Origin of the sequence: Streptomyces rugosispiralis (assembly GCF_024505145.1) — a bacterium.
GTDB classification, from domain to species: domain Bacteria; phylum Actinomycetota; class Actinomycetes; order Streptomycetales; family Streptomycetaceae; genus Streptomyces; species Streptomyces rugosispiralis.
Window position 1 is genome coordinate 43,125 of record NZ_JANIAA010000047.1, and the last position, 22,456, is coordinate 65,580.

The window sequence follows — 22,456 nt, forward strand, 5'->3', positions numbered from 1 at the left end:
GGTCGCGCCGCGTGGCGGAGCCGCATATCGACACGGCCCCGCGCCCCTTTGGGGCGCCACCGGACCGCGGCCGACTTCTACCGGACCGTGGCCTACTTCCACCGATTCGCTTAGCCAACCGCGTTTCCCGGAGCACGAAGAGTTTGGACAGGGGGCGCTGGCCGGGTTCCTTCGAAGCCAAGGGGACGACATGAGCACAGCAGAACGGCCGGAAGGGGTTCTCCCCTTCCGTGAAGTGCGGGACAGCAAGGGACGTACGTATCGCATCGGCGAGACCGACCGCGACATCCTGGGCCACAGCCGGAAACTGATGGTCTATCTGCCGTGGATCGCGATGATGGCCATCAGCGTGTCCGAGTACGCGTACGGCTCGGCGGAGGACACGCTCTCGGACGCGCACGGCTGGACCCAGAGCAATACCTTCTGGATCCTGAGCGTCTGGGTGTTCTTCCAGGCGGGCATCGCCTTCCCGGCGGGATGGCTGCGGGAGAAGGGGATCCTGACCGCCCGCAAGGCGATGTTCCTGGGCGCGGGGCTGTGTCTGATCGGCTTCCTGGCCCTCTCCCACCTCGACAACGTCTTCGCGGCGATCGTCGGCTTCGGTGTCATCGGCGGGCTCGGCTCCGGGTTCGTCTACGCCACCTGCATCAACATGGTGGGCAAGTGGTTCCCGGAGCGGCGCGGGGCGAAGACGGGGTTCGTCAACGGAGGGTTCGCCTACGGCGCGCTGCCGTTCATCTTCATCTTCAACTACTGGTTCGACACCGGGAACTTCGACGAGGTCCTGGACCTCATCGGGGTCTATGTGCTGATCATCGTGGCGGTCTGCGCCTGGTTCTTCAAGGACCCGCCGAAGAACTGGTGGCCCGCCGACATCGACCCGCTGAACTACGCGGGCAACGCCAAGGGCGCGGCGAGCCTGGCGAAGAACCCGCCGGCGGTGCGGCAGTACACGCCCAAGGAGGCCATCAAGACCGGGATGCTGCCGCTGATGTGGTTCTCCCTGGTGCTCACCGCGGGAGTGTCCATATTCGGCATCTCCTTCCAGGTCGACTACGCCAAGGAGGTGGGCTTCGGCCCGCTGGTGGCGGCCTCGTCCATGGGCATCATGTCCGTCATCAACGGTGTCGGACGTGGTGTGGTCGGCTGGCTCTCGGACCTGTGGGGGCGGAAGACGACGCTGGTCTTCGTCATCGTGGTGCTGGGCCTCGCCCAGTTCGGGGTGATCTGGGCCGGCAACATCCACAACGAGGTGCTGTTCCTCTTCTTCGCCTTCCTCTCCGGGTTCGGCGGCGGCGCCTTCTACCCGATGTTCGCGGCGCTGACCCCGGACTACTTCGGGGAGAACTACAACGCCACCAACTACGGCCTGGTGTACAGCGGAAAGCTGATCAGCGGGCTGTTCGGCGGCGGCCTCGGCTCGATGGTGGTCGACTCCTGGGGCTACGACGGCGCGTACGCGCTCGCCGGAGGCCTCTCCATGGTGGCCGCCGCGGTGGCCCTGCTGCTGCGGCAGCCAGGACGGCCGCGGGTCCGGGGCATCGCCCCGAACCCGCAGCCGATCAGCCGCGAGGCCGTCTAGCTCGCGCCGTGCGGGGACCCTCGCTCAGCCCCGTCCGCCGCAGCGCAACGACCGCAGATAGCGGGCGGAGCGGCGGGCGGTGGTGAGCGAATCGGCGGGCTGGTCGTGCTCCACCATCCAGTGGTGGTCACGCCGCCCGCCATGGGTCTTGCCCACCGCGCTCAGGAAGCGGCGGTAGTCCATGTCACCGTCTCCGACGTCCACCATCCGGTAGCCGTCGGGGACGGTTTCGTCGTGCTCCCCGTCCTTGACGTGGAAGAGCGGATAGCGGTGCGGGGCCCGCAGGACGTAGTTCAGCGGCTCGAAGGGCGCCGGGGAGCCGTCGGCCTTCTTGCCGAAGCGGTACTGGGCCACATACGCCCAGTAGATGTCCATCTCCAGATGGACCAACTCGGGGTCGGTCTCGGCGAGCAGCACGTCGTAGAGGCGGACGTTCGGCCGGTCGGTGGCGAAGGAGAACTCCTCGGCGTGGTTGTGCTGGTAGAACTTCATCCCGCGCGCCTTGGCCGCGGCGCCGTAGGTGTTGAACTCCTCAGCGCAGCGCTTCCAGCCGTCCACCGTGGAGCCGTAGCGCCAGGGCCCGGAGGCGGTGCCCACATGCGGCAGGCCGAGCGCCTGGGCGTCGTCGAGCACCTGGGTGAGGTTGGTGGCGAAGGTGTACGCCTTCGGGTCGTCGGAGTAGTAGCCGACGTGGCTGCCGATACCGCGCAGCCCGTTGTCCCGCATCAGCCGCTTGAGCTGCTTGAGGGTGAGGTCGCCGGTGCCCTGGGTGTAGCCGGCGAACTCCACCTGGTCGTAGCCGTACCGGGCCAGTTCCTCGAAGACCCGGCCGAAGCCGATGGACTGCACCTGGTCGCGGAGGGTGTAGAGCTGGATGCCGAGGTGGCCGCGGGGCACCAGCGGGCCGCCCCGGCCGTTCTGGGCCGACGCGGCGGTGGCGGTGCCGGTCTGGGCGGCCGTGGCGGTGCCGGTGCCGAGCAGACCGGCGGCCGTGGCGCCCGCGGCGACGCCGAGGAATCTGCGGCGGCGGAGGGTATCGGCGAGTTCGGGGTTGTCCTGGGCCCTCTTCACGGGGTGTCTCCTTCGGTTGCGTTCGTCAGGCCGGCGAGGCGGAGGAGCAGGTTCTTGACGTCGGTGGCGGCCACTTCGCCGCGCACCGCGCCGGGCTGGGAGCAGAGGAGGACGGGGCCGTCCTCCTCGCGGTCCGGGAGGCGGCCGTGGCTGCCGCGCACCGGGATCGGATCGAGCGGGACGACGGCCATGCGGTAGCGCATCCCGGTCTTCTTGCGGGCCAGCGCGGTGGCGGCCCGCACCCGCACATAGGGGTCCTTGGGGTCCATGAACAGCTCGGCCGGGTCGTAGCCGGGCTTGCGGTGGATCTCCACCAGCTGGGCGAAGTCGGGGGCGCGGGCGTCGTCGAGCCAGTAGTAGTACGTGAACCAGGCGTCCGGCGCGGCCACCGCGACCAGCTCCCCGGAGCGCGGATGGTCCAGGCCGTGGGCCTTCTTGCCCTCGTCGTCGAGGAGTTCGGCGATCCCGGGCAGTCCGGCCAGGGCGGCGCGGGCGGCGTCCAGGTCCTCCGCGCGCCGCACATACACATGGGCGAGCTGGTGGTCGGCGACCGCGAAGGCGCGGGAGGCGCCTGGGTCCAGATACTCCATGCCGTCCTGGGTGTGCACCTCGAGCAGTCCGGCGCGGCGCAGCGCCCGGTTGATGTCCACCGGCCGGGAGACCCGGGTGATGCCGTACTCGGACAGCGCCACGACGGTGCGGCCGCGGGCGGTGGCGTCGTCGAGCAGCGGGCCGAGGGCGGTGTCGAGTTCGGCGGCGGCGGCGTGGGAGCGGGGGTCGTCGGGGCCGTACCGCTGGAGGTCGTAGTCCAGGTGCGGAAGGTAGGTCAGCACCAGATCGGTGGGGCTGGTGCGCAGGATGTGGCGGGTGGCGTCGATGATCCACTGCGAGGAGACCAGATCGGCGCCCGGCCCCCAGAAGTGGAAGAGGGGGAAGGTGCCGAGCTTCGCGGTGAGTTCATCGTGCAGCGCGGGGGGCCGGGTGTAGCAGTCCGGCTCCTTGCGTCCGTCGGCGTAGTAGACGGGGCGCGGGGTGACGGTGATGTCGGTGTCCGAGCCCATCGCGTACCACCAGCAGATGTTGGCCACGGTGTAGCCCGGGTGGGCGCGGCGGGCGGCGTCCCACAGCTTGTCGCCGCCTACCAGGCCGTTGTGCTGCCGCCACAGCAGCACCTCGCCCATCTCGCGGAAGTACCAGCCGTTGCCGACGATGCCGTGCTCGGCGGGGGTGGTGCCGGTGAGGAACGTCGACTGGGCGGCGCAGGTGACGGCGGGCAGCACGGTGCCCAGCGCGGCGCGCGAGCCGGACCGGCCGAGCGCCCTGAGCCGGGGCATATGGTCCAGCAGCCGGGGGGTGAGCCCGACGACGTCGAGGACGAGGAGCGGGGTCGGGCCGGTGCTGTCGCCCCGGTGGCTCGGGTCGCTCATGGCAGCTCCTTGAGGCCGAGGTCGGTCAGCAGGTCGCGGGCGAGGGCGAGTTCGGCGGCGATGCCGTCGGCGAGCCGGTCGCGGGTGCGCGGGCGCAGCTCGGGCGGGAGCGCCTGCCAGGTGTAGGTCTCCACTTCGAGGTGGCGGGTCAGCGGGGCGGGCCCGCCGACGAGCCGGGCCAGGGCGTCGGCGAGCACCGGGAGGGTGGAGGTCAGCGGGGGCTCCGGCGGGGCGTGCAGCGGCACATGGAAGTGGGAGCGCCAGGGCGCGGTGTCCGCAAGACCGCCGCCGAGCGCCTGGTCGAGGTCGTCGGTGCCGGTGACGCCGCCCTCGGGGGCCCGGGTGCGGGTCTGGTGGAGGAAGCGGGGCTCGGCGAAGGCCGCCAGGGCTTCCCGTACGGCGGGCCGCCCCGGGTCCTCGGCGTGCAGCGCGGCGGACAGCTGCGCCTTGACGACCGGGACCCCGGCGGCGGTGAGCGCGTCTGTGGCCGTGTGCGGATCCTCGAACTGCGTCGCCAGATGGCAGGTGTCCAGGCAGACGCCGATGCGGTCCAGGGGCGGGCCGCCGGGCGCGGTGAGCGCCTCGATGGCCTGCGCGGTCGTCTCCACCGTGCAGCCGGGCTCGGGCTCCAGGCCGATGCGGACGGAGCGGCCGGTGAGCTCCTGGATGGCGTCGAGCCGCTGGGCGAGGGTGGTCAGGTGGCGGCGGGCGGCGCGGGCGGCGTCGGCGTCGAAGGGGGCGCGCCAGGCGAGCGGCAGGGTGGAGACGGAGCCGTCGGTGATGTCGTCCGGGAGCAGCGCGGCCAGCAGCCGGGCCAGATGGGTGGTGTGCTCAAGACGCTCCGGGTCGGTCCAGTCGGGCTTGTAGACGCGGTACTTGACCTCCTGGGCGCCGAACCCCTCGTAAGGAAAGCCGTTGAGGGTGACCACCTCGAGGCCGCGGGTGTCCAGCGCGGTGCGCAGCCTGCGCAGTTCGCCGGGGTCGGCGCTCAGGGTGCGGGCGGCGTCGCGGGCCAGCCACAGGCCGATGCCGAGCCGGTCGCGGCCCAGGCGGCGGCGGACGGGTTCGCAGTGCAGCCGGAGCTGGTCCACGACGCCGTCGAGGTCTTCGGCGGGGTGGACGTTGGTGCAGTAGGCGAGGTGGACGGTGGAGCCGTCGGGGTGGCGGAAGCGCATGGGGTCCTCCTCACCGTTCCGTCGGCGTGGCGGCCGGGGCGCCGCCGCGCAGGATGGAGTTGCCCTCGTGGGTGGCGGTGGCCTCGGTGTCCTCGACGTCGAGGTCCAGGTCCAGGCGGCCGCTGAGCCCGTAGAACGCGACCGGGTTGCGCCACAGCACGAGGTCGACGTCGTCCTCGGTGAAGCCCTCGGCGAGCATCAGGTCGCCGACCCCGCGGGTCTTGAGCGGGTCGCTCCGCCCCCAGTCGGCAGCGGAGTTGACCAGCACCTTCTCGGGCCCGTACGCGCGCAGGATCGCGACCATCCGCTCCTCGTCCATCTTGGTGTCGGGATAGACGGAGAAGCCCAGCCAGCAGCCGCCGTCCTTGGCCTCCTTGACGGTGGTCTCGTTGAGGTGGTCGATCAGAACGCGGTCCGCGGGCAGCGCGGACTCCCCGACGACGTCGAGGGTGCGGCGCAGCCCGGCCAGCTTGTCGCGGTGCGGGGTGTGGACGAGGGCGGGCAGCCCGTGGTCGGCGGCGAGCTGCAACTGGGCGGCGAGTGCGGTGTCCTCGGCGGGGGTCATCGAGTCGTAGCCGATCTCGCCCACGGCCACGACGCCGTCCTTGACGAGATAGCGCGGCAGCTCGTCCAGGACGGGGGTGCAGCGCGGGTCGTTGGCCTCCTTGGGGTTGAGCGCGAGGGTGCAGTGGTGGGCGATCCCGTGCTGGGCGGCCCGGAACGGCTCCCAGCCGAGGAGGGAGTCGAAGTAGTCGTAGAAGCTGGCGGGCGAGGTGCGGGGCTGCCCGAGCCAGAAGGACGGCTCGACGAGGGCGCGCACCCCCGCGGCGTACATGGCCTCGTAGTCGTCGGTGGTGCGGGAGGTCATATGGATATGGGGATCGAAGATGCGCATCAGGACTCCTCGCGGGTCAGGGCGCGGGGCGCGTCGGGCAGGGCGCGGGTCAGGGCCAGTACGCGGTCGAGATCGCCGGGCACGGGACGTCCGGCGGCGGTGCGCTCACGGGCGTAGTCGCCGAGCATGCGGCCCAGCTCGCCGTCCCCGCGCGCCCGCCGCTCCCAGTCGGCCACGGCGGTGAGGGGGACGCCCGTGAACAGGCACTTGAGCACGGCCTGCCGCCAACTGTGCGGCGGGAGGTGCCGAGCGGCGTACGGCCCGACGGCGGCGGCCACGAGCCGGGTGTCGTTGGTCCGCAGGGCGTCCTCGACGAGCGGCACGGCGTCGGGCCCGGCGAACAGCCCGAGATGCGGGAGCGCCCGCAGCACGGCCCGGCGCTCGGCGCCCGTGCCGTGCGCGTACAGCCTCGCGACGGCAGAGGCGTCGGCCCGCGCGGCGTGGAGGATGAGGATGCGGGCGGCGTCGGGGAGGTCGTGGGGGGCGAGTTCGTGGGGGGCGAGGTCGTCGGCGGCGGGGCTGTCGGTCGCGGGCCGGTCGGTGGCGGCGGGCCGCCCCGCGGAGGCCGGGCCACCGGGGGCAGGCCGGTCGGCGGAGACGGGCCGGCCGGTCGTAGTGGCGGGTCGGGGGTTGCGGACGTGGCGGCCCGCGGAGGCGAAGTCCAGTTCCCAGCGGGCGGGGCCGGGAGCGTCCGGGCGCGGTCCGGATTTTGCCGCGTCCGTCAGGGCGCCGTCCAGCCAGGCGCGGCCTGCCTCGTCCAAGCGCCGCTCCACGGCGGCGCGCAGCTCGGTCACGGTCAGCATCGGACGCCTCCCTCGCTCGCGGCACGTTCGGCGTCCTTGAGGAACCGCAGGGAGGCACGGGCCAGTTCGGGACCGGCGTGGGAGTGGCGGGGCAGCTCGACCCCGACGAGTCCCCGGTACCCCGCCGCGCGCAGCGCCTCCAGCACCGGCGGGAAGTCGATCTCCCCCTCGCCGAACGGCAGATGCTCGTGCACCCCGCGCCGCATGTCCTCGATCTGCACATGCCGCACCCAGGGCGCCGCCGCCCGGACGCACTCGGCGGGCGGGTCGGGTTCCAGGCACTGGCAGTGGCCGATGTCGAGGGTGAGGCCGAGGGCGGCCGGATCGCCGAGCGCCGTGCGCAGCCGGTGGAAACCGGCGAGGTCGGCGAGGAGATGCCCCGGCTCCGGCTCGATCGCGAGGGAGACGCCCACCGCCCCGGCGGCCACGACAACCGGCCCGAGGGCGTCCGCCAGCCGCCGCCACGCCGTCTCCCCCGACTCACCGGGCGGCAGCACCCCGCTGAAGCAGTGCACGGCCGGGGCCCCGAGGTCGGCCGCCACCCGCACGGCGCGCAGCAGCAGATCGACCCGGGCGCCGCGGGCCCCGGGGTCCGGGTCGAGCAGGGTGGGGTGGTGCTTGCGCCGGGCGTCGAGCACGTACCGGGCACCGGTCTCGATCGCGACGCCGAGACCGAACCGCTCGAGGTCGCGCGAGACGCGGCGGGTACGGACGGCGAGGTCCGGGGCGAGCGGATCGAGGTGCATATGGTCGAGGGTCAGCGAGACGCCGTCGTAGCCGAGGTCGGCGAGGAGGGCGAGGGCGTCGCTCAGGCGGAGGTCGGTCAGGCCGTTGGTGCCGTAGGCGAAGCGCAGGGGTTCCGGAGTGGGGTTGCCGGTGCGGCTCATGTCGCGCTGACCTTTCTCGACAGCCGGCGGGCGACGGGCATGAGCGCGAGCAGCCCGGCCGCCGTACGGTGCGCCCCGGCGCGGGAGGCGAGCACGGCCTGAAGCGGGATCATCGCGCGGATGCCGCTGCCGACGGCACGCTGGAGCAGGTACGGGGACGGGTTGAGCGCGGCATGCGCCAACGGCCGGGCGACCGTGGCCACGTACCCGCCCACGAGGGCGACCCCCGCGAAGCGGCTGACCGCCGCGCCGCGCGAGGGGCCGCTCCGGGGCAACGCGCCCCCGGCACGGCCGCCCACGAGGCCGACCCCGGCCACGGCGGCAATGCGGCCGACCGGACGCGTACGCTCGGCCGCCGCGCCGCCCGGGGCGACGGTCGGGCGCAACCCCGCCCCGGCACGCGGCCCGCCCGCCGGACCGCCACGGCCGGTGGCAGCCGAGGTGAGCCGCCTCGCCGGACCAGCACGGCGTGGCCCCGCGGGGGAGAGCCTCCTGGCGAGGGCGGCGGTGGCACCACCGGCGGCCACGCTACCCACCGGAGCGCCACTGGTGGCCCCGTTCACCACCGCGACCGGCGCGCCGTGGCCCACCCCAGGGCCGCGCCCCGAAGCGGGGACCGGGCCTCTGGTCGTGGACCAGGCGATCATCGCTCCCGTCGCGAGGGCGCCGAGCGGGGCCGTCGAGGAGCCGCCGGTCGCCTCGCGGCGGGAGACCGTGGTCACCGCGAGGGTGTGGGCGCCCAGGAGGGCGGCCGGGCGGAGGGCCGGGCGGAGGTGCCCGGCGGAGGCCGTGGCGCCGAGGAGGAGGTCGAGTGCGCGGGCGGCGGCCATGGTGGGCGGGCCCGCTGGCGTGTTCTTCAGCCCCAGGTCGTACGCCCACACCGTGCCCGCCAGGGCCGTCGCCGTGGCGAGGGCCCGGGGACCCGCGGCGGCGGCGCAGAGCAGCCCGGTGGCGGTCAGCCCGGTCGCGGCGGTCAGCGCCGCGGCCGGGGCGATACGGCCCGACGGCAGCGGCCGGCCGGGGCGTTCCACGGCGTCGATGTCCCGGTCCGCCCAGTCGTTGAGCGCCATGCCCGCCTCGTACAGGCACAGCGAGGCGCAGACCGCGAGCGCCGTGCCCCGGTTGGGGCCGCGCCGGGCCGCGGCCGCGCCCGCCAGGGCGTCACCGGGGACGGTGAACAGGGCGGACACCCTGAGCAGTTCGGCCCAGTCGCCCCACGTCCCGAGCGGCCCCCGTTCCCCCCCCTCGCCCGCCCCGCCCGTCACGACCGGCCCCGCAGCCGCCCGGCGAAGCCGACGAGCGCCGCGTACTGGTCGGCGAGGGCGGCGGGGCCGCCGTCCGGGTCCTTGAAGTAGAAGCCGAGTTCGGGGAGCGGCCCGGTGCGGCCGACCTCATGGGCGCGGGCGGTCAGCCGGGCCAGATCGAGGACGAGCGGTGCGGCGAGGGCCGAGTCGCAGCCCTGCCAGATGGTCTGGAGGACCATCCGGGAGCCGAGGAAGCCCTCGAAGGAGACGTGGTCCCAGGCGGTCTTCCAGTCGCCGAGCGCGGGCACGTTGTCGATGTGCAGCTCGCCGTCGGGGAGTTCGCCGAGGGTGTCGGAGAGGACCCGCGCCTTCCCCGCGTTCTTGGCCGCCGCGGCGCCCGGGTCGGCGAGCGCGGCGCCGTCACCGCCGCCGAGGAGGTTCGTGCCCGACCAGCTCCGCACGGCCAGCGCCCGCTGGGCGAACATCGGCGCGAGAACGGACCGCAGCAGCGTCTGCCCGGTCTTGCCGTCGCGCCCCGCGTACGGCAGCCCGGAGCGCTCGGCCGACTCGCGCAGGCGGGGGTGGTGGAGCCCGGTGGAGGGCGTGAAGTTGACGTACGGGCATCCGGCGCGCAGCGCGGCGGCCGCGTAGAGGGAGCTGGGCGGCAGCGCCCCGGCGTCCTCCGGCGCGGCCTCGGTGGAGGCGACGTTGACGACGACGGCGCGGGCGAGGTCGTGCGTACGGAGGAACTCGGCGAGGTCGGCCGCGAAGGCCGCGATCAGCTCCTCCTCCTCACGGCCGTCGCCGGGCTGTGGCCCGCCCGGCCGGACGGCCGCGTCGGCGGCGGCCAGTTCGCCGCGTACGGCGGCGGGCAGCCCATGCGGCAGCACCCCGTCGGCGGCCAGTGCCTCGGCCCGCTTGGGCAGCGGGGTGGCGGCGGTGTCATGGCCGCCGAAGACGAGATCGGCGAGCGCGGGCAGGCCGCTGTCCGCGAACGCCGCGGTCTCGGTGACCATTCCGGTCGCCGGTTGCAGCCCCCCGGCGACGGCGGCGCAGCCCGCCACGGCGGTGGTGGCGACGGAACCGCGGGCGCCGATGAGCCAGACCCCCGTACGGGGTGCGTCGCGGAGTGGGGTGATGTCGTCGGGACGGGTGGTCACTGGCTGCCTCCCGGGGGCTGGGCGTGGGTTGCGCAGGTGGTTCGGGGTGGCGCGGATCCGCATGGGCGGCGCCGGTTCGGTCGTGGCGCGGGGTGGGGTGGGGTGGGGTGGTCGGGCGAGCGTGGCCGAGGCCGCCCCGCGCCCGGGAGTCGGGGCCGGGGCGGGGCGGCCGGAGCCACCGGGCGGGTGACCCGGGGCCGTCGGGGTCGCGGCGTCGGACAGGTGGTGGGGGTGGCGGCGGGAGGAGGCGGCGTACTCCTGCCCGCCGCCACGCCGTCCCCACGGCTCCCCTCGGGCCGTCGGGACGGCGGACCGGGGGCGCCTAGCCGTCGTGGTGGTGCTGGTGGTGGCCGCCGCCCTTCGCCGGCAGGTCCTTGACGCGGATGTCGCGGAAGGAGACCTCGTCCCCCTCCCCGTGGTTCTGGATGCCGACGTAGCCCTGGCGCAGACTGCGCACCGGGTCCCGGTTGGTGAAGTCGTTGATCTTCACGCCGTTGAGCCAGATCCGCAGCCGCTCGCCCTGCACCCGGATCTCGTAGGTGTTCCACTCCCCCGGCGGGTTCAGCGCCGCGTCCCGCTTGGCGAGGTCCGCGGACTGGAAGCCGTAGACCGAGCCGGTGGTGTGATCGGGGGTGTCCGTGGCGTCGATCTGCACCTCGTAGCCGTTGTTGACCGCCGACCAGGGGTCGTCGGAGGCCGGGAAGCCGACGAAGACGCCGGAGTTGTCGTCGCCGGCCATCTTCCAGTCCAGCTTGAGCGAGTACGAGTGCAGCTCGCGCGCCTGGTACCAGAGCATGCCCATGCCGCCGGTCGAGGTGAGGGTCCCGGACGCGGCGTCGAGGGTGAAGCTCCCGGGGCCCGCCTGCTTCCAGCCGTCCGTCGAGGTGCCGTCGAAGAGCGGGCGGTAGCCCTGCTCGGGGCGGCAGTCGGCGTGGGCGGCGCCGGTGGCGTAGCGGATGCCGCCGAGCAGATGCTGCCGGAAGGCGGGGTCGGCGTAGGACTCCTTGGTGTGGCCGAAGCCGGTGTAGAAGGCGCGGCCGCCCCGGTAGTCCTGGCACCACGAGATGGGGTGGTCCTCGCCCATCGCGCCACCCTGGTACGAGGATTCGTCCAGCGTGGCGAGGACCTTCACCCGCTCCCTCGGGTTGGTGCGGTAGTTGTACCACTCATCCGTCCGCTCCCATGTGGGCGCCAGATGCGCGGTCGCGGGGTTGGCCCGGTCCTCGACGTCCACGGTGGCCCGCTGGATCGCGGGGTGGGACTGGAAGTACGCCCCGGCCAGGCCCTCGTAGAAGGGCCAGTCGTACTCGGTGTCGGCGGCCGCGTGGACACCGACGTAGCCGCCGCCCGCCCGTACGTAGCCCTCGAACGCGGACTGCTGGGCGGTGTTCAGGATGTCGCCGGTGGTGGAGAGGAAGACGACGGCGTCGTAGCGGGCGAGGTTGCGGGGCGTGAAGGCGGCGCCGTCCTCGGTGGCGTCCACGGCGAAGCCGCTCTGCGCGCCGAGTTCCTTGATGGCGGCGATGCCGTCGGGGATCGAGTCGTGGCGGAAGCCGGCCGTCTTGGAGAAGACCAGGACCCGGTCGCCGTCGGCGGCGCCGGAGGTGGCGGCCCCGGACGCGGCGGCGGGCAGGGCCGTCAGGGCGAGCAGCAGCGTGGCCCCGACGGCGGCGAGCCGCGCCCCGCGCCGGGAGCGGGTCCCGGAGTCGGTTCCGGCGTGGGGTCTGGAGTGCGGAGTGGTGTGCGGGTGCATTTCCGTGGTGCTCCTTCCTCCCGGGCCGGGGGCGGCGGCCGGGTACGGCCGCCGCCCCGGGCCCCGGGCGTCAGCTCGTCAGCCGGTGCCGATCGTGAAGTCGTCCACGTCGAAGAGCGCTCCCGCTCCGCCCTTGAAGACGAGAGTCAGCGTGGTGGTACCGGTCGGGGGCTTCTTCAGCGTCGTCTTGACGTCCTGGAAGGTCTCCCAGTCGCCGGTCACCGGCACGGTGACGGTGCCGAGCAGCCGTCCGGTCGAGGATCCGCTGCGGATCTCCAGCGTGCCGCCGGCGCCCGCCGAGGAGACCCGTGCGGTGAAGTCCTTGGCGTTGCTCAGCACATACGGGGTGAAGGAGATCCAGTCGCCGTTCTCGATGTTGCCGACCGTCTTACCGCCGTTGGCCGGGGCGTGGGAGATCACCGATACGCCCTGGCTCTTCCCGTAGTGCTCGGCCTGCCGGTGCTTGGGCTGGACGATGGACTGGTCGTGGGTGGTCAGCGGCGGCTGGCCGCCCCCGCCGCCGTCGGTGTACTCGGCGTCGAAGACCCCGAAGATGTTGGCGTTGGGGTCGTGCTCGCCGTCCGCGTTGGTCTTGATGGTGCCGGAGCAGCCGTTCGCGGTGGTGACGGGGTGGCCGTGGCTGTCATGGCCGAGGATGTAGGTGACCTTGACCTTGGCGCAGTCGACGGTCCCGTCCTCCGGGTCGGTCACCTTGACCTTGAACGGGACCTCGTCGCCGAAGCTGAACAGCTGGCCGTCGGCGGGCAGTTGCAGTGTCACCTTGGGCGCGGTGTTGCCCACCGTGAGGTGCACATTGGCGCTGGCGGTGCGGCCGGTGGGGTCCTTGACGGTGAGGGTCGCGGTGAAGGTGCCGTTCTTCCGGTACGTATGGGTGGGGTTGGCGGCGGCGGAGGTCGTGCCGTCGCCGAAGTCCCAGCTGTAGGTGAGGGTGTCGCCGTCGGCGTCCGAGGTGCCCGCCGAGGAGAAGGCGACCCTCATGGGCGCCTGACCGGAGGTGCGGTCGGCGCTCGCCTCGGCGATGGGCGAGTGGCCGTCCGTGGCGTTCTCGATCCGGTAGAGCGCGGAGTGCTCGTCACCGTTGAAGTAGCCGAGACCGTAGTCGAGGACGTACAGCGCGCCGTCCGGGCCGAAGGCCGAGTCCATGACCTGGGTGCCGGACCACGGGAAGTCGTTGATCTTCTGCACGGCCCCGTCGGCGCCCTGCTCGATCCGCTTGATCCACTGGCGGCCGAACTCCCCCGCGAAGAAGTTCCCGTCGTAGACTTCCGGGAACTTCACCGGGGAGTCGAGCGAGGCGTCGTAGCGGTAGACCGGCCCGGCCATCGGCGACTCGGAGCCGGAGCCGAACTCGGGCACGGAGTCGTTGTCGTACGGGATCCAGGCGGGCTGGGCGGGCGGCAGATCGGTGAGCCCGGTGTTGTACCGCGAGGTGTTCTTGGGCGCGGCGCAGTCGAAGGCCGGGCCCGAGGTGCCGGTGGCGAAGTCGTAGTCGCGGTACGGCTTGTTGTCGGCGATGCAGTAAGGCCAGCCGTAGTTCCCGGGCTTGGTCACCCGGGCGAACTCGACGGCGCCACCGGGTCCGCGCTCGGGGTTGGCGGCGCCGGCGTCCGGTCCGTAGTCGCCGACGTAGACCGTGCCGGTCGGCTTGTCGACGCTGATCCGGAAGGGGTTGCGGAAGCCCATCGCGTAGATCTCGGGCCGGGTCTTCTCGGTGCCGGGCGCGAAGAGGTTGCCGTCCGGGATGGTGTACGAGCCGTCGTCGGCCACCTTGATCCGGAGGACCTTGCCGCGCAGGTCGTTGCTGTTGCCCGCGGAGCGCCGGGCGTCATAGGCGGGGTTGCGGTTCTCCCGCTCGTCGATGGGGGTGAAGCCGTCGGAGGCGAACGGGTTGGTGTCGTCGCCGGTGGACAGGTACAGGTTGCCGTCGGCGTCGAAGTCGATGTCCCCGCCTACGTGGCAGCAGATGCCGCGGGACGCGGGGACGTCCAGGACCTTCTTCTCGCTGCCGGTGTTCAGGGTGCCGTCGGCGTCGAGGGTGAACCGGGAGAGGCGGTTGACACCGTCGAACTTGGCGAAGTCGGCGGCCGTGCCCTCGTTGGGGGCGTCACCGGCGGGGGTGTCGAGCGGGGGCGCGTAGTAGAGGTAGATGGCGCGGTTGTCGGCGAAGCCGGGGTCGATGCCGACGCCCTGGAGCCCTTCTTCGTCGTGCGAGTAGACGGGCAGCTTGCCGGACACCTTGGTCTCGCCCGTGGCGTCGGTCAGCCACAGGGTGCCGTCGCGCGAGGTGTGCAGCACGGAGCGGTCGGGGAGCACGGCGAGCGTCATGGGCTCACCGGTCTCCTCCACGCCCTTGGCGAGGGTGACCTGCTGGAACTGCTCGGCGGCCGCGGCGGGTTGATCCGCGCCCGCGGCCGGAGCGGTGAAGGCGAGCCCCGCGCCGACGAGCAGTGCGCTCGTCACGAGCGCGAGGGGGCCGCGCAGTCGAAGCCTTTTCCTGTGCACGCTGATCCTCCGTGGAAAGAGGGGGGGTACGGGCGGGCCGTCAGGCCGCCGTGACTGGCACAGGCGCGCACCGTCGCGCCGGGATGACCGGTCCGGGGCGAGGGGACCCTATGTGACCGGTACATCTCAAGGACCGTAGCGGGGTTTGTCCGGTCCGGAAACCCCTTTGACACAAAACAGTGCCGCTTCATCCACGGGCAGGACAAAGCTGGGTGGGGGCGCGGTATGCGGCCCCCCACCCAGGGGCCCTTGGACGGGTCCTTGTCGCTACTTGTCCCCGCCGCCGAAGGCCGCGTCGAACGACGCCGTCGGCGGGTCGAAGTCGAAGTGCTTCAGCCGGGCCAGCGCCTCCGGGGCGCCGGTGAGCCGGTCCATCCCGGCGTCCTCCCACTCGACCGACACCGGACCGTCATAGCCGATCGAGCGCAGCATCCGGAACACGTCCTCCCACGGCACATCGCCATGGCCCGCGGAGACGAAGTCCCAGCCGCGGCGGGGGTCGCCCCAGGGCAGATGGGAGCCGAGGCGGCCGTTGCGGCCGTCCAGCCGCTTCCGGGCCTCCTTGCAGTCCACGTGGTAGATCCGGTCCCGGAAGTCCCACAGGAAGCCCACGGGGTCCAGGTCCTGCCAGACGAAGTGGCTGGGGTCGAAGTTGAGCCCGAAGGCGGCGCGGTGGCCGACGGCCTCCAGGGCCTGGTGGGTGGTCCAGTAGTCGTAGGCGATCTCGCTGGGGTGGACCTCGTGGGCGAAGCGCACGCCCTCGGCGTCGAAGACGTCGAGGACCGGGTTCCAGCGCTCGGCGAAGTCCTCGTAGCCCCGCTCGATCATCCCCGGCACCACCGGCGGGAACATCGCCACCAGATGCCAGATGGAGGAGCCGGTGAAGCCGATGACGGTGCGGACCCCGAAGGCGGCCGCGGCGCGTGCGGTGTCGGCCATCTCGGCGGCGGCCCGCCGCCGGACGCCCTCCGCCTCGCCGTCGCCCCAGATCCGGGCGGGCAGGATGGCCTTGTGGCGCTCGTCGATGGGCGAGTCGCACACGGCCTGGCCGACCAGGTGGTTGGAGATGGCCCAGCACTTGAGGCCGTACTTCTCCAGCAGCTCGCGCCGCCCGTCCAGATAGCCGGACTCGCCGAGCGCCCGGTCCACCTCGAAGTGGTCGCCCCAGCAGGCGAGTTCCAGTCCGTCGTAGCCGAAGTCACGGGCCAGCCGGCAGACCTCCTCCAGGGGAAGGTCGGCCCACTGGCCGGTGAAGAGCGTGAAGGGTCTGGGCATTCCGGCCTCCTCCTCAGACGGGTACGGGGGTGTAGACGCAGTTCTTCTCCGCGCTCTCCTCCACCGCGGCCAGCACCCGCTGCACCTGCAGCCCGTCCTCGAAGGACGGCTCGGGGCCGGTTCCGTCGGCGATCGCGAGCACCATGTCCCGCGCCTGGTGGACGAAGGTGTGCTCATAGCCGAGGGCGTGGCCCGGCGGCCACCACCCCTCGAGGTAGGGGTGCTCGGGCTCGGTCACCAGGATCCGGCGGAAGCCGGAGTCGACGGCGGGCTCGGTGTGGTCATGGAAGGACAGCTCATTGAGCCGTTCCAGATCGAAGGCGAGCGAACCGCGATCGCCGTTGAGCTCGATCCTGAGCGAGTTCTTACGGCCCGCGGCGAACCGGCTGGCCTCGAACGACGCCACCGCACCGGAGCCGAACCGCCCGGTGAACAGCGCCGCGTCATCGACCGTCACCGGTCCGCGCGCCGCCCCGCCCGCCCCGGAGCCGCCGAGCCCGGCCACCGCGCCGGCGGGCAGCGGCCGCTCCCGGATGAACGTCTCGGTGAGCGCCGAGACGCCGACCAGCCGCTCCCCCGCCAGATGCTGCGCCAGGTCGACGATGTGCGAGCCCAGGTCGCCGAGGGCGCCGGAGCCCGCGTACTCCCGCCGCAGCCGCCACACCAGGGGGAACTCCGGATCGACGATCCAGTCCTGGAGATAGGTGACCCGGACGTGCCGCAGCACGCCGATCCGCCCGTCCGCCACCATCCGGCGGGCGTACGCGATCGCGGGCGCGCGACGGTAGTTGAAGCCCACCATCGCCACCTGGCCGCGCTCCCGCGCCCGCCGCGCCACCTCCACCATGGCCTCCGCCTCGGCCACGGAGTTGGCGAGCGGCTTCTCGCACAGCACGTGCTTGCCCGCTTCCAGGGCCGCGATGGCGATCTCGGCATGGCTGTCGCCCGGGGTGCAGACGTCGACCACCTGCACATCGTCCCGGGCGATCAGCGCCCGCCAGTCGGTTTCGGCGGCGGCCCAGCCGTGCCGGTCCGCGGCGGCCCGTACGGCGTCCGCGTCGCGCCCGCAGACGGCGGACATCGCGGGGCGGGCGGGGAGGTCGAAGACACGGCCGACGGTACGCCAGCCCTGGGAGTGGGCGGCGCCCATGAAGGCGTAGCCGACCATGCCGACGCCGAGTGTCTTCGCTTCAGGATTTTCCATGGGACTCCTTCTGACGATCGCAAACCGACGCGAGGTGGGGGGTCTGGCCCTCAATCGGGCTCAGCTGAATCCCGTGGGGAGGTATTCGTCCACGTTGTCCTTGGTGACGACGGCGGAGTAGAGGGTGAGGGAGGCCGGGATCTCCAGCTCCGCGAGCCCGCCTACGCCCTTGCCCTGGCCGAGCGCGCGGGCGAGGTCGATGGCGGAGGCCGCCATGGTGGGCGGGTAGAGCACGGTGGCCTTCAGCACGCTGTTGTCGGCCTTGATGGCGTCCATGGCGCGCTTGGCGCCCGCGCCGCCGACCATGAGGAAGTCATCCCGCCCGGCCTGCTTGATGGCGCGCTCGGCGCCCACGCCCTGGTCGTCGTCGTGGTTCCACAGGGCGTCGAAGTCGGAGTGGGCCTGGAGCAGTTGGGCCATCTTCGCCTGACCCGACTCGACCGTGAACTCCGCGGCCTGGCGGCCGACCTTCTTGATGTTGGGGTAGTTCTTCAGGGCGTCGTTGAAGCCCTCGGTGCGCTGCCGGGTCAGCTCCAGGTTGTCGATCCCGGCCAGCTCGATCACCTTGGCGTTCTTCTTGCCCTTGAGCTGCTCGCCGATGTAGCGCCCGGCGTTGAGGCCCATGCCGTAGTTGTCGCCGCCGATCCAGCAGCGGTACGCCTGCGGGGAGGCGAAGACCCGGTCGAGATTGACCACCGGGATGCCCGCCCGCATGGCCTTCAGCCCGACCTGGGTGAGCGCCTTGCCGTCGGCGGGCAGGATGACCAGGACGTCGACCTTCTTGTTGATGAGGGTCTCGATCTGGCCGATCTGCTGGGCGGTGTCGTTCGAGCCCTCGGTGGCCTCCAGGGTGACGTCCTTGTACTCCTTGGCGCGCCGCTTGGCCTGCTCGTTGATGGCGTTGAGCCAGCCGTGGTCGGCCTGGGGCCCGGCGAAGCCGATGGTGACCGCCTTACCGGGCTTGTCATCGGCCGTGTTCGCGGCCTGCTTGGCGTTGTCGCCGTCGTCGTTGTTCTCGTTGCTGGTGCACCCGGCGGCGAACAGCGCGCCCGCCGCGGCGGTGCCCAGCAGGAGGTTTCTGCGACTGGTGGCGGAGGAGGAGCTCTTGGCATACCTCATGACGTCGAACGACCCTTCTGTACCAGGACGGCGGCGACGATGATCGCGCCCTTGGCGATCTGCTGGACATCGCTCTGAAGGTTGTTCAGGGCGAACAGATTGGTGATGGTGGTGAAGACGAGGACGCCGAGGACGGAGCCGGTGATGGTGCCGCGGCCGCCGCTGAGCAGCGTGCCGCCGATGATCGCGGCGGCGATGGCGTCGAGTTCGTAGAGGTTGCCGTTGGTGTTCTGGCCCGAGCCGGTGAGGACGACCAGCATGAAGGCGGCGACACCGCAGCACAGCCCGGAGAGCAGATACAGCAGCAGCCGCTGCCGTTTGACGTCGATGCCCGCGAGCCGGGCCGCCTCCGCGTTGCCGCCGATGGCGATCGTGCGCCGGCCGAAGGTGGTGCGGTTGAGCACCAGCCAGCCCAGCACGGTGACGGCGGCGAAGATGATCACCAGCGGCGGTATGCCGAGCACATAGGCGTCCGGGAGGCCGAGGTCCAGGACCTGGTTGACGGTGACGACCTGGGTCTTGCCGTCGCTGATCTGCAGGGCCAGACCGCGGGCGGAGGCGAGCATCGCGAGGGTGGCGATGAACGGGACCATCCCGCCGTACGCGATGAGCACCCCGTTGACCAGTCCGCAGCCGAGCCCCACCAGGACCGCGCACAGCAGGATGCCGCCGAGCCCGTAGTCCTGGGTGGCGACCGTGGTGGCCCACACCGAGGCCAGCGCGACCATCGCGCCCACCGACAGATCGATGCCTCCGCTGGTGATGACGAAGGTCACGCCGACGGTGACAACGCCGATGACGGACGCCTGGGTGAGCACGAGTTGGAGGTTGTCGGTGCTGAGGAACTCATCGGGCTTGGTGAAGCCGCCGACGGCGATCAGCACCGCCAGCACCCCGACGAGGGAGAGGTTGCGCAGGTCGGCAAGGCGCCGCAGCCTGCTCAGCGGATCGGTGTCGGTACGGCCGGCCGGCGGTTTGCCGACCGGACCGGCCGTCAGCGTGGCGCCCGCGCCCGGTACCGGGGCGGGGTCGGCCGGAGGCGGGGACGCCGGCCTGCTCCCGGATGAATTCACGACGGGCTCCCTTCCATGACGAGATCGAGGACGCGGTGCTCGTCCAGCTCCCGCGCGGGCGCCGTATGGACGACGCGGCCCTCGCGGAGTACCAGCACCCGGTCGGCGAGGCCCAGGACTTCGGGCAGTTCGCTGGAGACGAGGAGGACAGCCATGCCGTCGTCGGCGAGTCGGCGGATCACGGCGTACAGCTCCGCGCGGGCGCCGACGTCCACCCCGCGCGTCGGCTCGTCCAGCAGCAGCACCCGGCAGCCGCGCAGCAGCCAGCGGGCCAGTACGGCCTTCTGCTGATTGCCGCCGGACAGGGTGCGCACCGGCCGTTCCGGGTCGTCGGGGTGCAGCGACAGATCGCGGACGCAGCGGCGGGCCGCCGCCCGCTCCGCGCCGCGGTCCACCCATCCGGCGCGGGAGAAGCGGGTCAGCGAGGAGACCGAGACATTGCGGGTGACGGACTCCAGCATCAGCAGCGCCTGCGCCTTGCGCTCCTCGGGGGCGAGACCGAGCCCGGCGCGCACGGCGGCGGTCACGCTGCCGGGGCGCAGCGGGCGGCCGTCCACCAGGACCCGGCCCGAGGTGGGGCGGCGGGCGCCGTAGACGGTCTCCAGGATCTCGGACCGCCCGGAGCCGACCAGCCCGGCGAGCCCGACGATCTCGCCGGGCGCCACCTCGAGGTCGATCGGCTCGAACTCCCCCGCCCGGCCGAGGTTCTCCAGCCGCAGCAGGGGCGCGGCGGTGGCGACCGGAGGCGCGGTGGTGCGGCGCGGGAACGCGTACTCCACGTCCCGGCCCGTCATCAGCGCCACGACCTCGCGGGTCGGGGTGGTGCGCGCGGGCAGCCCACGGGCCGCGGCGCGGCCGTCCTTGAGCACGGTGACGCGGTCGCCGATCCGGCGGATCTCCTCCAGCCGGTGCGAGATGTACACGACGGCGACCCCGGCGGCGGTGAGATCGCCGACGATGCGGAAGAGGTTGTCCACCTCGTCGGGGTCGAGGGCCGCGGACGGCTCGTCCATCACGATCAGCCGGACGTCGTGGGAGAGCGCGCGGGCCATCGAGACGATCTGCTGCCCGGCCGCGGACAGGTCCCCCACCAGCCGCCCCGGGTCGATCTCGGGGTGCCCGAGCCGGGTGAGGAGGGCGGCGGTGGCGGTGCGGGCCGCGCGGGAGCGGACGAAACCGCCGCTGGCCATCTCATGGCCGAGGAAGACGTTCTCGGCGACGGACAGCCCCTCCACCAGGTCGAGTTCCTGGTAGATGGTGGCGATGCCGAGGCGCATGGCGGCGATGGGCGATTTGAGGGTGACCGGTTCGCCGCGCCAGCGGATCTCGCCGCTGTCGGGCTGATGCGCCCCGGCGACCACCTTGATGAGGGTGGACTTGCCCGCGCCGTTCTGGCCGAGCAGACAGTGCACTTCGCCCGCTTCGACATCGAGGTCGACGCCGTCCAGGGCCCGTACGCCGGGGAAGGACTTGGTGATCGCGGACATGGTGAGGAGTGGGCGCGGGTCGGGTGGTGCCGGTGCCATGGCGGGCCTCCTCGGCGGGATCGCTCGATGCGGTGCGGCCGCTCGGATGCGGGTGCGGGTCGCTCGATGCGGTGCGGGTCACTTGGGCGTGCGGGGGCTGGGCGTGCGGGCCGCTTGGGCGTGCGGGGGCGCGGCGGGGCGGTGATGTGGTGGTGGGGTGGCGGGGCGCGACGGGGTGGCGGCGCGGCCCGGTGTGAGGTCTGGTGCCGGGTGGTGTGCGGCTCGGTGGTGCGGCTCGTGCCTCGGCGTGGCGTACGCCGAGGGGTGGGGCGGTGCCGTGCGGTGGGTGCGGATGCCGTGCTGCTGTTGCGCTGTGCCGAGGTACGACCCGGCCGGGGCCGGACGGGGTCAGGCGGTCATTCGGTCACGCGGTTGTGGCCATCAGGCGGTCATGCCGGTGAGAAGAGGTGGTCGCTGATCAGGCGGGCCGCGCCGGTGACCCCGGCGGCCGGGCCGAGTTCGCCCAGCACGATGGGGAGGTTGCCGGTGGCCAGGGGCAGGGACTGGCGGTAGACCTGGGTCCGTATGGCGGCGAGCAGAGTATGGCCGAGCCCGGTGACACCGCCGCCGATGACCACCAGACCGGGATTGAAGAAGCTGACGAGCCCGGCGATGACCTGGCCCGTACGGGTGCCGCCCTCCCTGATGAGGTCGAGCGCGGTCGCGTCGCCCGCCGAGGCCGCCGCGGCGACGTCCGTGGCGGCGAGGCTGCCCACTTCCTCCAGGCGGGCGGCGAGTTCGGCGGACCGGCCGTCGCGGGCGGCGTCCTCGGCGTCGCGGGCCAGCGCCGCGCCGCCGAAGTACGCCTCCAGACAGCCGTGGTTGCCGCAGGCGCAGGGGCGGCCGTCGGGTTCGGCCTGGATGTGGCCGATATCGCCCGCGCTGCCCGTCGTCCCGCGGTAGACCTCACCGCCGACGACGATCCCGCAGCCGATACCGGTGCCGATCTTCACGCAGAGGAAGTCCTTGACGGATCGGGCGACTCCGGCGTGCTGCTCCCCCATCGCCATGAGGTTCACATCGTTGTCGACCATGACCGGGCAGCCGAGCTCCTGGCTGAGCGCCTCCCGTACGGGGAAGCCGTCCCATCCCGGCATGATCGGCGGCGCCACGGGCACGCCCTCGGGGAACCGCACCGGGCCGGGCACTCCGATGCCCGCCCCGTCGAACCCCTCGGCCACCCCGGACGCCCGGAGCTTCGCGGCCATGTCCAGCACCTGCTCGAAGACCGCGACGGGCCCCTCGCGCACATCCATGGGCTGGTTGAGGTGGCCGAGAATCTCCAGTTCGGCATTGGTCACGGCGACGTCCACGGAGGTGGCGCCGATGTCCACGCCGAGCAGCCGCAGCCCGGGTGCGAGCCGGATGTTGTGCGAACGCCGGCCGCCCCGCGAGGCCGCCAGCCCGTCCGCCACCACCAGTCCGGTCTCCAGCAGCCGGTCGATCTCCACGGCCAGCTTCGAACGCGACAGGTCGATCTCATCGCCCAGCTGGGCACGGGAGTTGGGGCCACCGTCGCGCAGCAGGCGAAGCAACCGCGCCTGATGCGCGTTCGCCGGTCGTGCCGTCATGCGCCTCACGCTGCCCCTCCCGCCGTCATCGGCATCCACGTGTCCGGGCTTTCACGGGGAACGTAGCAGCGGTTGTCGGGAGTGGGAAGAACTTGCGCCGCAATTGGCTCCGACTTTCTCCTGTCTCAGGACAAAGTGAGGCTCGCACGAGTGCGCCTCGAGTGCCCC

17 protein-coding genes are annotated in these 22,456 nt (G+C 72.7%); 1 reads left to right on the plus strand and 16 read right to left on the minus strand.

The genetic code is table 11. From position 1 onward, the window contains the following. The first annotated feature begins 190 nt into the window (after positions 1 to 190). Positions 191 to 1,582: an OFA family MFS transporter gene (locus tag NP777_RS40700; RefSeq protein WP_256655218.1), complete on the plus strand. Its 1,392-nt coding sequence runs from the start codon at positions 191 to 193 to the stop codon at positions 1,580 to 1,582. Between the two features lie 24 nt (positions 1,583 to 1,606). Here the strand turns inward: NP777_RS40700 and NP777_RS40705 are convergent, their stop codons facing one another. The 16 genes from NP777_RS40705 to NP777_RS40780 form a co-directional block, all read right to left on the minus strand. Beyond that, positions 1,607 to 2,653, minus strand: coding sequence for a sugar phosphate isomerase/epimerase family protein (locus NP777_RS40705; protein WP_256655219.1), 1,047 nt, complete (start codon positions 2,651 to 2,653; stop codon positions 1,607 to 1,609). Further along, entirely contained in the window at positions 2,650 to 4,080 is a 1,431-nt protein-coding gene (locus tag NP777_RS40710) for a nucleotide pyrophosphatase/phosphodiesterase family protein (RefSeq protein WP_256655220.1), read from the minus strand. The genes NP777_RS40705 and NP777_RS40710 overlap by 4 nt, the downstream gene beginning before the upstream one ends. Continuing rightward, positions 4,077 to 5,255, minus strand: coding sequence for a metabolite traffic protein EboE (eboE, locus tag NP777_RS40715; RefSeq protein ID WP_256655221.1), 1,179 nt, complete (start codon positions 5,253 to 5,255; stop codon positions 4,077 to 4,079). Before eboE ends, NP777_RS40710 begins: the two co-directional genes overlap by 4 nt. A 10-nt stretch (positions 5,256 to 5,265) precedes the next feature. Continuing rightward, entirely contained in the window at positions 5,266 to 6,150 is an 885-nt protein-coding gene (locus NP777_RS40720) for a TatD family hydrolase (protein ID WP_256655222.1), read from the minus strand. Next, a complete protein-coding gene (locus NP777_RS40725) occupies positions 6,150 to 6,953 on the minus strand; it encodes an EboA domain-containing protein (protein ID WP_256655223.1) in 804 nt (267 codons plus the stop codon). Before NP777_RS40725 ends, NP777_RS40720 begins: the two co-directional genes overlap by 1 nt. Continuing rightward, positions 6,947 to 7,840, minus strand: coding sequence for a sugar phosphate isomerase/epimerase family protein (locus NP777_RS40730; RefSeq protein ID WP_256655224.1), 894 nt, complete (start codon positions 7,838 to 7,840; stop codon positions 6,947 to 6,949). The genes NP777_RS40725 and NP777_RS40730 overlap by 7 nt, the downstream gene beginning before the upstream one ends. Beyond that, entirely contained in the window at positions 7,837 to 9,030 is a 1,194-nt protein-coding gene (locus NP777_RS40735; RefSeq protein ID WP_308405364.1) for an SCO3242 family prenyltransferase, read from the minus strand. The genes NP777_RS40730 and NP777_RS40735 overlap by 4 nt, the downstream gene beginning before the upstream one ends. 71 nt (positions 9,031 to 9,101) lie before the next feature. Beyond that, a complete protein-coding gene (locus NP777_RS40740; protein WP_391858675.1) occupies positions 9,102 to 10,307 on the minus strand; it encodes an inositol-3-phosphate synthase in 1,206 nt (401 codons plus the stop codon). Positions 10,308 to 10,566: 259 nt separating this feature from the next. Continuing rightward, positions 10,567 to 11,997 carry a ThuA domain-containing protein gene (locus NP777_RS40745; protein WP_256655227.1) on the minus strand — a complete coding sequence of 477 codons (1,431 nt, stop codon included), beginning with the start codon at positions 11,995 to 11,997 and terminating at the stop codon, positions 10,567 to 10,569. A 78-nt stretch (positions 11,998 to 12,075) separates the two neighbouring features. Further along, positions 12,076 to 14,520 (minus strand): PQQ-dependent sugar dehydrogenase, encoded by a 2,445-nt coding sequence (locus tag NP777_RS40750; RefSeq protein ID WP_256655228.1) that lies wholly within the window; start codon positions 14,518 to 14,520, stop codon positions 12,076 to 12,078. A gap of 267 nt (positions 14,521 to 14,787) precedes the next feature. Further along, positions 14,788 to 15,795, minus strand: coding sequence for a sugar phosphate isomerase/epimerase family protein (locus tag NP777_RS40755; RefSeq protein ID WP_256655229.1), 1,008 nt, complete (start codon positions 15,793 to 15,795; stop codon positions 14,788 to 14,790). Between the two features lie 13 nt (positions 15,796 to 15,808). Beyond that, complete coding sequence (locus NP777_RS40760) at positions 15,809 to 16,999, minus strand: Gfo/Idh/MocA family protein (RefSeq protein WP_256655230.1); 1,191 nt, start codon at positions 16,997 to 16,999, stop codon at positions 15,809 to 15,811. 60 nt (positions 17,000 to 17,059) lie between these two features. Then, positions 17,060 to 18,118 (minus strand): substrate-binding domain-containing protein, encoded by a 1,059-nt coding sequence (locus tag NP777_RS40765; protein WP_256655231.1) that lies wholly within the window; start codon positions 18,116 to 18,118, stop codon positions 17,060 to 17,062. Then, the gene (locus NP777_RS40770) at positions 18,115 to 19,062 is read right to left on the minus strand and encodes an ABC transporter permease (RefSeq protein ID WP_256655237.1); all 948 of its coding nucleotides are present in this window, start codon (positions 19,060 to 19,062) and stop codon (positions 18,115 to 18,117) included. Before NP777_RS40770 ends, NP777_RS40765 begins: the two co-directional genes overlap by 4 nt. Positions 19,063 to 19,187: 125 nt before the next feature. Then, positions 19,188 to 20,717 carry a sugar ABC transporter ATP-binding protein gene (locus NP777_RS40775; RefSeq protein ID WP_256655232.1) on the minus strand — a complete coding sequence of 510 codons (1,530 nt, stop codon included), beginning with the start codon at positions 20,715 to 20,717 and terminating at the stop codon, positions 19,188 to 19,190. Positions 20,718 to 21,106: 389 nt separating this feature from the next. Then, entirely contained in the window at positions 21,107 to 22,288 is a 1,182-nt protein-coding gene (locus tag NP777_RS40780) for an ROK family transcriptional regulator (RefSeq protein WP_256655233.1), read from the minus strand. Between the last annotated feature and the right edge of the window lie 168 nt (positions 22,289 to 22,456).